Raw genomic sequence first — 11,604 nt, forward strand, 5'->3', positions numbered from 1 at the left:
ACGCTCATCGAGACGGCACTGACCCGGGGCACCGGACTGCGCTGAGCGGCGGCGCGGCCCGCGTAATCTGGGTGGGGTGATGCTCGCGATGACTCTGCCCGGGTTGGCGCTGCTGATCATCGCGGTCGCCTTCGCCGAGGTGGGCTACCGGAAGATGACCGGCCGCGCCGCGCTGCCGTGGATGCGCGATTCCACCGGGCCGAGTGCGGCGGGTATCGGATTCGAGCAGTTCGACGCGTTGTTCGACGCGGGCAAACGGCACGAATTCGAGGAGCGGCAGACGGTTCTCATGCACCGGGAGAATACGGGGGACGGGACTCCCGGTGAGACGGAGATAGATCTGAGCACCGGCCGGGCCCGCCTGCCGCGCGCCTGATCCGCGTCACCGCCCGGACCGGCCGACCTGTGCGGCAACGGCTTTCAGTTCGGAACAGGGTTCGGATCGAGCGGCTTCGCCGGCACGGTCTTGGCGATCGTATTCGAAATCTCCTGCAGCGGAGAGGGTCCCGCCGTGGCGGGCATGGTCACGGCGATATAGGTGCCGCGGTCCACCGCGTACCAGGTGCCCGACGTCACGCCGCTGGTCTGATCGCGCACCTCGAACCAGTTCACGCCGTTGACCACCTGCAGGGCGGACGCCTTGTTGAATTCCAGGGGCCGGTCCAGGCCGCAGCGCAGCACGATCGGATCACCGCCGCCCGACAGCTGCCAGGCCGCGGTCGCGGGCGGAGCCGGTTGGGCGAGTTCGGATTTGGTGTAGTCGTCGCCGAGTGACTCCGGCAGTGCGGCCAGCAGCGCGGTGCAATCCTGGCTCGACGCGGCCGGCGCCGGTACCGAGCCCAGCGCCAGCGGCTCGCGACCGGCGGACTGTCGCGACATGGCCGCGATGACGAGGACGACGACGATCAGCGCCACCGGAAGTGCGACGGCGGTCGCGATCAGCGCCGGATGCAGCTGCGGGCCGGAGTCGTCGGAGGCCTGCTCGGCGGTGGATTCGGTGTCCGACGAGGCATCGCGGTCGGAATCGCCGCGTTCGGTGGGTTCGGACTCGGCCGGCTGCGACTTCGAAGACTCGGCCTCATCGGCCTCGGGGGTCTCGCGGATCTCGGCCGCGGCCGGCGCGGAGTTCTCGGGCCGGTCGGTAGCGGGTTCCGGGTCGGCCGCGGCCGGGAGGCCGGGCTGGGACTCCGGTCGGTCGGGCTGCGGGGTGTCCGCTGTCGGCCGGTCCGTCTCGCTACTCATCCGGGATTCGTCTCCACTTGTGCCGGGCTGGCGTCGCGCCCGGCTGATTGTCTGGGAATGCGTGTTCGAGAGTATCGAACGGCCGTCGGCGCGCTCCCGCGGCATCCGGGCGCCGCCGCGCCCGAGAGGAGGCCACAGCGGGCCGGTGCGGCAGCCCGGGCACAGGGTAGCGTCGGAGTGTGGTGTCCCCGGTGACGTGACCGGGTGTGAAGAAGGAGAGCGACATCACCGAGAGCGGCCCGCGCACCGTGCGCGACCTGGGCGAATTCGCATTGATCGAACGGATGAACGCCGGGCGTTCGTTCGGTGGCGGCGTCGAGCTGGGGCCCGGCGACGATGCGGCGGTGGTGGCGGCCCCGGCCGGGCGCTACGTGGTCAGTACCGACATGCTCGTACAGGATCGGCATTTCCGGCTGGACTGGTCGCGGCCGGAGGACATCGGGGCGAAGGCGATCGCGCAGAATGCCGCCGACGTCGTCGCGATGGGTGCCGCGCCCAGCGCGTTCGTGGTGGCGCTGGGCTGTCCCGCCGAGACAGAGGTGGCGTTCGTCGACGGATTGGTCGACGGTATGTGGGCGGAGGCGCGGCGGGCCGGGGCCTCGATCGCCGGGGGCGATGTGGTGCGCAGCCCCCAGGTGGTGATCTCGGTGACCGCGTTCGGTGATCCGCGAGGCCGGACCGTGCTGCGCTCGGGGGCACGCGACGGCGATATCGTCGCGGTCGCCGGCCGGCTCGGCTGGTCGGCGGCGGGACTGGCGGCCCTGTCGGCCGGTGCTGCCGGCGCCGAGCGGTTCGCCGATGTGATTGCCGCCCATCGGGTTCCGCGACCGCCGTACTCCGCCGTGCTGGAGTTGCCGGACGCCACCGAGATCACCGCGATGACCGATGTCTCCGACGGACTGCTCGCCGATCTGTCCCATATCGCCGAATCCTCCGGGGTGGCGGTCGATGTCGACTCTGCGGCCGTGGCGGATCCGGCGCTGTCGCCGGTCGCGGATGCGCTGCACGCCGATCCGCTCGGCTGGGTGCTCACCGGCGGTGAGGACCATGCCTTCGCCGCCACCTTCGAGGCCGGTACCGCGATCCCGCCGGGCTGGCGGGCGATCGGCCGGGTATGCACCGGCTCCGGCGTTTTCGTCGACGGAGCGCGGTGGCCGGGGCCGCTGGGCTGGGAGTCGTTCGGAGGGGGCGAACAGCATGCGGTCCGATGAGGCGACGGCGGGTGGTCGGCGTGACGACGCCGAGCCGCGGCGACTATCTTTTCCCGACATGGGCGCGAAACCACTGCCGCAGATCATCGATACGGGCTGGGCCGAGGCATTGGAACCGGTGGCCGACCGGATCACCGAGATGGGCGAGTTCCTGCGGGCGGAGAATGCCGCCGGACGCGGATACTTCCCCAAGGGAGAGAACGTCTTACGCGCCTTCACCCGCCCCTTCGACAAGGTGCGCGTGCTGATCGTCGGACAGGACCCGTATCCCACCCCCGGTCATGCGATGGGCCTGAGTTTCTCGGTGGCGCCGGATGTTTCGCCGGTACCGCGCAGCCTGGCGAACATCTTCTCCGAGTATTCGCGCGATCTCGGCCATCCGACCCCGTCGTGCGGTGACCTCTCGCCGTGGTCGGATCAGGGTGTGCTGCTGCTGAACCGAGTGCTGACGGTCTCGCCCGGCCAGCCCGCATCGCATCGGGGCAAGGGCTGGGAAGCGGTGACCGAGCAGGCAATTCGCGCGCTCGTGGCCCGCGAGCAGCCGCTGGTGGCCATTCTGTGGGGCCGCGACGCCTCGACGTTGAAGCCGATGCTCGGCGATGTCCCGATCATCGAATCCGCCCATCCCTCACCGCTGTCGGCCTCGCGCGGTTTCTTCGGATCGAGGCCTTTCTCCCGCACCAACGAATTGCTCGGTACATTGGGGGCCGCCCCGGTCGATTGGCGCTTGCCCTGACCGCGGCGTAACAGTTCGAGCGAAACAGGAGCAGATGCATGCAGATCACATCCGTGCGCGGTGCCGTAGTCGCCGTCGCCGCCGGTGCGGCGGTCCTCGGCGCACCCGCGATAGCGCAGGCCGCGGGCCTGCCGCTGGAGCCGGCCACCCCGCAGGAAGAGGTCACCACCACTCAGCACGCGGGACCGGTGCTGGCCCTGTGGGATCCGCAGACGGGTTCGTCGTCGCTGTCGTCCAACGTCAATGCGCGCGGTCTGTGCATCTTCCAGAGCATCAGCGCGCAGGGCGGACTCGACTGCTTCAACGGCGCCCAGTAATCGGGCGGCGGGCGATCATCCGGATCTCGCTCGCCAGGGAGAACGGTTCGATTCGGCGGGCCTCGTCAGCGGCGAATCCGAACTTTCGATAGAAATTCCGGGCGCGTGGATTCTCCTCGAACACCCATAACGCGGTGTCGGTGTCGGGGAGGAGAATCGCACGCAGCAATTCCTGCGCGATGCCGGTGCCGTATCGGTCGGCCCGGACGTAGAGCGCATACAGTTCCCGATCGGCGACGCGCGGTTCGTCGCGAGGCGGGCCGGCGTGTGCGAATCCGAGGACGCGATCGCCGGGGGCGCGGGTGTCGTCGAGGGCCAGCACGATGGTGTGGGTCGTTCGGTCGGCCGCCGCGCTCTCGTCGATCGAGTCGATGAGCGCGGCCCACCGGGCGGCACGGCGGTCGACGTCGAAGGCGGCGAGCACGTGGTCGGGCACCAGGCCGCGATAGGCCTCCCGCCACGATTCGATATGGCAGATCGCCAGATCACGGGCGTATTCGGTGGACGCCGCCGCGATCCGCGGGCGGTGCGGGTTCACCATCGCGTCCCGCCGGGTGACGACATGACGCCGGGTGACCACATGACAACGCCCCGGTCACCCTGTGGGTGCGCCGGGGCGTCGAAGATGTCTACGCAGCTCAGCCGCGAACAACCTTTCCGGCCTTCAGGCAGGAGGTGCAGACGTTCATGCGGCGGGTGTTGCCGGGGGCAACCTGCGCACGAACGGTCTGAATGTTCGGGTTCCAGCGACGGTTGGTGCGCCGGTGCGAGTGCGAAACCGACTTACCGAAGCCGGGGCCCTTGGCGCAGACGTCGCAGACGGCAGCCATAGTCGCGAGCTCCTTCATGTCATGGGGGACCGCTGTCGGGGAGACAGCCTGTCCGGAAACTTTATCCTCAATGCCTACCAGCGCTACCGCCGGTGAACGCGACCGGGCAGCGGCCGCGTGAGGCAACCCTGCAAGAGTAGCGGCCGGTCGTATTCGATGTCCAATCGCCCCGGGGGGCGCCGCCTGCGCCGATCCGCGGACGCGTCGCCGGCGCCGCCGGATCCCCGTCCTCACCGGGCTTCGCGTGTCGAGGCTGTCGGTGCGGACGACTACCCTGGCTGGCGGGTTCGACGGTGTGATCGCGGTGGCGGGAAGGACGGTGACGTGCGCGGGGTCCGGGAGAGGCTCGATGCGGCCGCACTGCGGCAGTGGGGCGCGCTGTGTGTGGAACACCTGCTCGCCCATCGCGAGGAGATCAACGCGCTGAACGTCTTCCCGGTGGCCGATTCCGACACCGGAACCAATCTACTCATCACCATGCGCGCCGCGCTCGCCGCGACGGAGATGCGCGACGACGCCGATCCGCCCGGCGATGCCGCCGATCTGCTCGCTGCCACGGCCCGGGCCGCGACCGCCGCGGCGTGCGGAAATTCGGGCATCATCCTGTCGCAGGTCCTGCGGGGGCTGGCCGAATCGGCCGATCGCGACGGTCTCACCGCGGCCACGCTGCGTACCGCGTTGCGCCGGGCGGCGGTACTGGTCCGGGGATCGCTGAGCGAACCGGTCGAGGGCACCATGCTCACCGTGCTGGAGGCGGCGGCGGATCGCGCCGAGGACTGTGCGGAGGAGACGGTCGCCGCGGTGGCCGTGGCCGCCGCCGACGGCGCGGTGAAGGCGCTCGGCGAGACCCCGTCACAACTGGTGGTGCTGCGTGCGGCCGGTGTGGTCGATGCCGGGGCGCGCGGGCTGCTGGTCCTGCTGGACGCCCTCGTGGAGGTGTGTACCGGGAGCGCACCGGCGCGTCCGGTCTACCGGGTGACCGATTCTGCCCCCGCGCAGCGGGCCGCCGGGCCGGCGCGACGCGATGCTCCTGATGTCGATTCGCCGACCGCGCCGACGAACGACACTGCGGCACAGGCGGATTCGCCGGTTCGCCCCGAGGAGATCCGGCCGGAGGCGCTCGCGGGCGGCGGCTCCGCCGCGAGTCGCGGGGCACCGGCGGGTTTCGATCGCGCGCACATCACGAGTGTGCGATCGCGAACGAACGATGCTGCGCTGCCGATGATCTCGCCGCAGAGCGAATCCGGCACGGAAGCCGTCCGGCATGCCGGGGCGGAGTCGGGCCGGCGAAATCGGGCGAGCGTGCCGCAGTACGAGGTCATGTACCGGATCGGCGAGACCGATCCGGCGCGCATCGACCGGCTGCGTCGCGACCTTGCCGCGCTGGGAGATTCGGTGGTCGTCGTCGGCGACGGCGAGGGCAGCTGGTCGGCGCACGTGCATTGCGCCGATGCCGGCGCCGCGGTGGAGGCGGGTCTCGCCGCCGGCGCCCTGGGCAATATTCGGATCGAGGGGTTGTTCGGCACGTCCGTTGCCGCGCAGGGACAGTCCGATCGAGGCATTCTCGCGATCGCCACCGGCGCCGGGGCGGTGCGGCTGTTCGAGGACTCCGGTGCCGTCGTGCTCACCGGTGCGGTGACCGCCGACCGGCTGCTGGCCGCCATCCGCGCGATGCCGCAGCGGGAGGTGCTCGTGCTGCCCAACGGGGCCCTGCCCGCGCCGGAGCTGGTGGCGCTCGGTATGGCCGCCCGGGACGGGTGGCGCGAGGTGATGATGCTGCCCAGCGGCTCCATGGTGCAGGGGCTGGCGGCCCTCGCCCTGCACGACAGCGGCAGCCTGGCCGTCGACGATGCGCTGACGATGTCGCAATCGGCGGCCAGTACCCGGTGGGGCGCGGTCCGCGTCGCCACCGAACGCGCGCTGACCATCGTCGGCACGTGCGAACAGGGCGACGGTCTCGGCCTGGTCGGCCACGACGTGGTCGTCATCGATCCGGACCTGCGCCGGGCCGCCCGCACCCTGCTCGATCGCATGCTCGGGCTGGGCGGGGAACTGGTGACGCTGCTGCTGGGCGCGCAGGCGCCCGCCGGATTGGCGGACGAACTCACCACACACATCACCACGGAATTTCCCGGCGTCGAAGTCGTCACCTACGACGGCGGACAGGCCGTGGACCTGGTCCAGATCGGGGTGGAGTAGATGGCGACACTGAGCGACCGGCTCGACCACGTGCTGGGGGTGAAGGCGGCCGAACCGCTGGCCGACGCCTTCGATATGCATATCGTCGAGGATCTGCTGCGCCACTATCCGCTGCGCTATGCCACCCAGGGGCAGCCGCTCACCGAGGAGGCCCCCGAGGAGGGCGCCCACATCACGGTGGTGGGCCGGGTGAGCAAGACCGAACTGCGGCCGATGCGGCAGCGCCGCGGCAAACTGCTCAAGGTGGAACTGGACACCGGCTCCGCGAAACCGGTGGAGATCACCTTCTTCAACGGCGACAAGGTGAGCTACCTCGTCAAACAGGGTGTCCGGGCCATGATGTCGGGCACCGTGCATTGGTGGCGGCCGGATCGCTGGAATCTGTCGCATCCGTCGTATCTGATCCTGCCCGAGACCGCCGAATCGGTGGACAGTCTCACCTCCGTGCGCGGCGGCGGCGCGCTGCGCGGTCTGGCGGAGAGCGCGAAAGGCGCCGGGGGAGTGGACATCTCGTTCTTCGAACGGGAATACATTCCGGTGTATCCCGCGACCGCGAAGGTGCAGAGCTGGGACATCCTGGCGTGTGTGCGGCAGGTGCTCGACCAACTCGATCCGATCGACGATCCGCTGCCGCGGGATCTTCGCGAAGACCACGAACTGCTCCCCGTCTCGGATGCGCTGCGGCTGATCCACCTGCCCGAACGGAAATCCGATATCGACCAGGCCCGGCAGCGGCTGCGTTTCGACGAGGCGCTGGCACTGCAGCTGGTACTGGCCCAACGCCGCCACGACGCGGCCGGGCGCACCGCGCGGCCGTGCCCGCCGCGTTCCGACGGCATCGCCGCGGAATTCGAACAGCGCCTGCCGTTCGAGCTGACGGCCGGCCAGAACAAGGTGATCGCCGAGATCTCCGGCGACCTCTCGCGCCCGCATCCCATGCACCGGCTGCTGCAGGGTGAGGTCGGTTCCGGTAAGACCATCGTCGCCCTGCACGCGATGCTGCAGGTGGTCGACGCCGGACTGCAGTGTGCGCTGCTGGCGCCGACGGAAGTCCTTGCCGCCCAGCACTATCGGTCGCTGCGGACCATGCTCGGCGATCTCGGTGCGGCGGGCGAACTGGGCGCCGCCGACCGGGCCACCAAGGTGGTGCTGCTGACCGGTTCGATGTCGGCGAGTGCGAAGAAGGCGGCACTGCTGGACGTGGTGACCGGGACGGCCGGCATCGTGATCGGCACACACGCGCTGATCCAGGACGCGGTCGAATTCTTCGACCTCGGCATGGTGATCGTCGACGAACAGCACCGCTTCGGCGTGGAGCAGCGAGATGCCTTGCGCGCCAAGGCGAAAGAGGGGATCACCCCGCATCTGCTGGTGATGACCGCGACGCCGATTCCGCGCACCATCGCGATGACCACCCTCGGCGATCTGGAAACCTCCACCCTGACCGAGCTACCGCGCGGGCGCTCACCTATCACCACCCGGGTTGTGCCCGCCCGGATGAAACCGGCGTGGGTCGAGCGCGCCTGGGAACGGATCCGCGAGGAGGTGGCGGCGGGCCGGCAGGCGTATGTGGTGTGCTCCCGCATCGGCGACGAGGAAGACGACGGCGCAGCGAAGAAGGGCGCCAAGTCGAAAGGCAAGAGCCGGAAGCAAGCCGACGACGACACGGGCGAGGCGCCGACCACCCACGCCGCGATCGACGTGTTCGAGACGCTGCGCACCGGGCCGCTGGCCGACCTGCGGCTGGGCTTGTTGCACGGCCGGCTGCCGACCGACGACAAAGACCGCGTGATGCGCTCGTTCAACGACGGCGATATCGACGTGCTGGTCTGCACGACGGTCGTCGAGGTCGGCGTCGACGTGCCCAACGCGACCGTCATGGTCATCGTGGACGCCGATCGGTTCGGCGTCAGCCAGCTGCATCAGCTGCGCGGCCGGGTGGGCCGGGGCAAACATCCGGGTCTGTGCCTGCTCATCACCGAAACCTCGCCGATGGGCACGGCCATGGCGCGGCTGGAGGCGGTGGCCGGCACGCTGGACGGCTTCGAACTGTCGGTGCTCGATCTGCGACAGCGCCGGGAGGGCGATGTGCTGGGTTCCGCGCAGTCGGGTACCGCGCGCAGCTTGAAACTGCTCTCGCTGCTCGACGATCTCGACGTCATCACCACCGCCCAGGTGCTGGCGCGGGAGGTCGTGGACGCCGATCCGGGGCTGACCGACCATCCGGGCCTGGCGAATATGATGCATGCCGCCGTCGACTCCGAGCGGCTGGAATATCTGGCGAAGTCCTGATCACCGGACCGCGGGCGGATACGGCAGATCGACGCTGGAGTTCTCGGTGACCGCCAGCGGGCGGCCGATCTGCGGGAACGCGCGCTGCGGACAGGCGGGCCGCTCGCACACCTTGCATCCGGCGCCGATCGGCACCGCGGCGGCCGGTTCGTCGAGTTGCAGGCCTTGCGAGTACACCAGCCGATCGGCGTATTCGATATCGCAGCCCAGCCCGACCGCGAATTCCTTGGTGGCGGTGCCGAAGCCGTGCGGACTGGGATAGGTCGTGCGCGCGATCCACAGATAGCGCCGGCCGTCCGGCATGGCCGCGACCTGCGTGAGGATCCGGCCGGGATGGGAGAACGCCTCGTGCACCACCCACAGCGGGCAACTGCCGCCCACCCGGGAGAAGTGAAACGCGGTGGCGGACTGGCGTTTCGAGATGTTGCCCGCGCGGTCGGTGCGGACGAAGAAGAACGGCACCCCGCGCTGTCCCTGCCGCTGCAGGGTGCTCAGCCGATGGCAGACCGTCTCGAAGCCGACCTCGAATCGCAGCGAGAGCAGGTCGATGTCGTAGGACAGTTCCTCGGCCGAGCGCAGGAACTTTCCGTACGGCAGCACCACCGCACCCGCGAAATAGTTGGCCAGCCCGACCCGGGCCAGGGCCCGCGATTCACCGACCAGCGACGGGGTGGCGTCGAGAACCTCGTCGAGCAGATCGCCGTGCAGCAGGAAGGCCAGTGTGGTGGCGATCTGGAACGCCCGCTGACCGGGGCGCAGCCGGCGCGCGAGGATGAGCGTGCGCGTCTCGGGGTCGTAGCGCCGCTTCGGGATGGCCGGATCGGCGCCGTCGCCGCGGACCAGCACGGTGACACCGGCCCGCTCCTCGGCGACGCGCGCCAGTTGGCGATCGATCGATCCGATGGTCAGACCGCATTCGTCGAACAGCCGTTCGGCGGCCAGATCCAGCTGAGGAATGTGGTTGTGGTGGTCGTAGAAGAAATCGCGCACATCCTCGTAGGGCATCGGCACACCGGGCGCACCGGTGGGGGTGGCGACCTTCGACGACAACAGGTCGAGCTGATCGGTGGTAGCGCGCAGACGGCGATGCATGGCGACGATGGTCTTGGCGACCTCCGGTAGCCGGGTGGCGAGATCCTCGACCTCCGCGGCGGGCGGGGCGGTACCGCCGGCCGCTTCCACGAGCACCTCGTGCAGGTCCGAGACCAGCCGCGCGTCGGAGTCGGCGGCGAAGAACTGCACATCCAGATCGAAGGTCGAATTGAGTTTCAGGAGAACGGGAATCGTCAGAGGCCGCTGGTCACGTTCGAGCTGATTGAGATAGCTGGGCGAAAGCTCCAACGACTTGGCCAGGGCGGCCTGGGTCATCCGTCGTTCTTCGCGCAACCGCCGTAACCGGGCACCCGCATACATCTTGCGCACGCCGCAGATGCTACCTTCACGCCTTCGCAATCATTGCAATTTCGCTACTAGGCGCGCACAAAAATCTGCTGCTGCAAGGAGTTTTGATCAACTCCGATGATGCGTAGCGTGCGAAGTATGCGGCCGGATCCGGTAGGCACACGATAGTGGAAGTGCTGCTCGGAGGTGGTGAACTACCGGGTGGAAAAGGTTGCCGGAAAAGCTGCTGGGCCCCGAATTTTTCCGGCGGGCCGTCCGGCCGGCGACTCGCGTCCGGGCGAGTCGCCAACCGTGCGGCAGCAGCGCGTCACATGCGGCAGCGCGTCACATCCAACGGCGCATCACGGCATCAGCGCACCAGCGCGGCCGCCTCGACCATATTGCGCAGCGACGCCTCCACCTCGGCGCGGCCGCGGGTTTTGAGGCCGCAGTCCGGATTCACCCACAACCGTTCCGCCGGAACGGCTTTCATCGCCTCACGCAGTGAATTCTCGATTTCGGCCACACTCGGAACCCGCGGTGAGTGGATGTCGTAGACACCCGGCCCGATACCGAGCGCGTACCCGGCGGTGGTGAGATCGTCGAGGATCTCCATATGCGAGCGCGCCGCCTCCACCGACGTGACATCGGCGTCGAGTGCCGCGATCGCGCCGATGATCTCGCCGAATTCGGAATAGCACAGATGAGTGTGGATCTGGGTGTCGTCGCGAACCCCGGCGGTGGCCAGGCGGAACGCGCCCACCGCCCAGTCCAGGTACGGCTGCTGATCACCACGGCGCAGCGGCAGCAGTTCGCGCAGCGCGGGCTCGTCGACCTGGACGATACGGATTCCGGCGGCCTCCAGGTCCACCGTCTCGTCGCGAATGGCCAGCGCCACCTGCCGCGCGGTCTCGGCCAGTGGCTGATCGTCGCGCACGAACGACCACGCCAGAATCGTGACCGGACCGGTGAGCATGCCCTTGACCGGCTTGCCGGTCAGCGATTGGGCGTAGGTGATCCACTCGACGGTCATCGGCGCGGTGCGAACGACATCGCCGTAGAGGATCGGCGGGCGCACGCAGCGGGTGCCGTAGGACTGCACCCAGCCGTGGTCGGTGGCGGCGAATCCGTCGAGTTGTTCGGCGAAGTACTGGACCATGTCGTTGCGCTCGGGTTCACCGTGTACGAGGACGTCGAGTTCCAGATTCTCCTGTAGCGCAATCACATCCGCGATCTCGGCGCGCATCCGCTCGCGATACTGCGCCTCGTCGATCGTGTCGGCGCGCAGCTCGGCGCGGGCGGTGCGGATCGCGGTGGTCTGCGGATAGGAGCCGATCGTGGTCGTGGGCAGCAGCGGCAGGCGCAGCCGTGCGCGCTGCAGCTCGCGCCGGCGCTGC

11 protein-coding genes are annotated in these 11,604 nt (G+C 69.3%); 6 read left to right on the forward strand and 5 right to left on the reverse strand.

Annotated features, from left to right (window positions below; genetic code table 11):
• Positions 1-79: 79 nt before the first annotated feature.
• The gene (locus NN2_RS18310; RefSeq protein ID WP_245007541.1) at positions 80-376 is read left to right on the forward strand and encodes a DUF6191 domain-containing protein; all 297 of its coding nucleotides are present in this window, start codon (positions 80-82) and stop codon (positions 374-376) included.
• A gap of 44 nt (positions 377-420) precedes the next feature.
• On the opposite strand, the gene NN2_RS36360 is transcribed toward NN2_RS18310, so the two are convergent.
• Positions 421-1,242, reverse strand: coding sequence for a DUF3515 domain-containing protein (locus NN2_RS36360; RefSeq protein ID WP_082857072.1), 822 nt, complete (start codon positions 1,240-1,242; stop codon positions 421-423).
• A gap of 206 nt (positions 1,243-1,448) precedes the next feature.
• Between NN2_RS36360 and NN2_RS18320 the strand changes: the two genes are divergently transcribed.
• The 3 genes from NN2_RS18320 to NN2_RS18330 are packed head-to-tail and all read left to right on the forward strand — an operon-like array spanning position 1,449 to position 3,506.
• Entirely contained in the window at positions 1,449-2,453 is a 1,005-nt protein-coding gene (locus NN2_RS18320) for a thiamine-phosphate kinase (RefSeq protein WP_281209022.1), read from the forward strand.
• Positions 2,454-2,511: 58 nt separating this feature from the next.
• Entirely contained in the window at positions 2,512-3,189 is a 678-nt protein-coding gene (locus tag NN2_RS18325; RefSeq protein ID WP_063015206.1) for a uracil-DNA glycosylase, read from the forward strand.
• A gap of 38 nt (positions 3,190-3,227) precedes the next feature.
• Positions 3,228-3,506, forward strand: coding sequence for a hypothetical protein (locus NN2_RS18330; protein WP_030513011.1), 279 nt, complete (start codon positions 3,228-3,230; stop codon positions 3,504-3,506).
• Here the strand turns inward: NN2_RS18330 and NN2_RS18335 are convergent.
• Together NN2_RS18335 and rpmB are read right to left on the reverse strand one after the other, a co-directional pair.
• The gene (locus NN2_RS18335) at positions 3,490-4,086 is read right to left on the reverse strand and encodes a GNAT family N-acetyltransferase (RefSeq protein WP_155525545.1); all 597 of its coding nucleotides are present in this window, start codon (positions 4,084-4,086) and stop codon (positions 3,490-3,492) included. The two genes, NN2_RS18330 and NN2_RS18335, sit on opposite strands and share 17 nt — an antisense overlap.
• A gap of 58 nt (positions 4,087-4,144) precedes the next feature.
• The gene (gene rpmB, locus NN2_RS36365; protein ID WP_011210730.1) at positions 4,145-4,336 is read right to left on the reverse strand and encodes a 50S ribosomal protein L28; all 192 of its coding nucleotides are present in this window, start codon (positions 4,334-4,336) and stop codon (positions 4,145-4,147) included.
• A 324-nt stretch (positions 4,337-4,660) separates the two neighbouring features.
• Between rpmB and NN2_RS18340 the strand changes: the two genes are divergently transcribed.
• Positions 4,661-6,535 (forward strand): DAK2 domain-containing protein, encoded by a 1,875-nt coding sequence (locus NN2_RS18340; protein WP_063015207.1) that lies wholly within the window; start codon positions 4,661-4,663, stop codon positions 6,533-6,535.
• Positions 6,536-8,827: an ATP-dependent DNA helicase RecG gene (gene recG / locus NN2_RS18345; protein WP_063015208.1), complete on the forward strand. Its 2,292-nt coding sequence runs from the start codon at positions 6,536-6,538 to the stop codon at positions 8,825-8,827.
• Here the strand turns inward: recG and NN2_RS18350 are convergent, their stop codons facing one another.
• The gene (locus NN2_RS18350; RefSeq protein WP_051755208.1) at positions 8,828-10,240 is read right to left on the reverse strand and encodes a short-chain fatty acyl-CoA regulator family protein; all 1,413 of its coding nucleotides are present in this window, start codon (positions 10,238-10,240) and stop codon (positions 8,828-8,830) included. It lies immediately after the preceding gene.
• 337 nt (positions 10,241-10,577) lie between these two features.
• Positions 10,578-11,604, reverse strand: a 1,027-nt coding sequence (metE, locus tag NN2_RS18355) for a 5-methyltetrahydropteroyltriglutamate--homocysteine S-methyltransferase (protein WP_082857074.1), incomplete at its 5' end; no start/stop codon positions are given.

It is taken from the genome of Nocardia nova NBRC 15556 (genome assembly GCF_001613005.1).
GTDB classification, from domain to species: domain Bacteria; phylum Actinomycetota; class Actinomycetes; order Mycobacteriales; family Mycobacteriaceae; genus Nocardia; species Nocardia nova.

What these genes read in the sequence shown, in the direction of transcription:
- NN2_RS18350 (WP_051755208.1), bottom strand. Translation starts at nt 10,240, where the DNA reads ATGTATGCGGGTGCCCGGTTACGGCGGTTGCGCGAAGAACGACGGATG.
- NN2_RS18310 (WP_245007541.1), top strand. Translation starts at nt 80, where the DNA reads ATGCTCGCGATGACTCTGCCCGGGTTGGCGCTGCTGATCATCGCGGTC.
- rpmB (WP_011210730.1), bottom strand. Translation starts at nt 4,336, where the DNA reads ATGGCTGCCGTCTGCGACGTCTGCGCCAAGGGCCCCGGCTTCGGTAAG.
- recG (WP_063015208.1), top strand. Translation starts at nt 6,536, where the DNA reads ATGGCGACACTGAGCGACCGGCTCGACCACGTGCTGGGGGTGAAGGCG.
- NN2_RS18330 (WP_030513011.1), top strand. Translation starts at nt 3,228, where the DNA reads ATGCAGATCACATCCGTGCGCGGTGCCGTAGTCGCCGTCGCCGCCGGT.
- NN2_RS18325 (WP_063015206.1), top strand. Translation starts at nt 2,512, where the DNA reads ATGGGCGCGAAACCACTGCCGCAGATCATCGATACGGGCTGGGCCGAG.
- NN2_RS36360 (WP_082857072.1), bottom strand. Translation starts at nt 1,242, where the DNA reads ATGAGTAGCGAGACGGACCGGCCGACAGCGGACACCCCGCAGCCCGAC.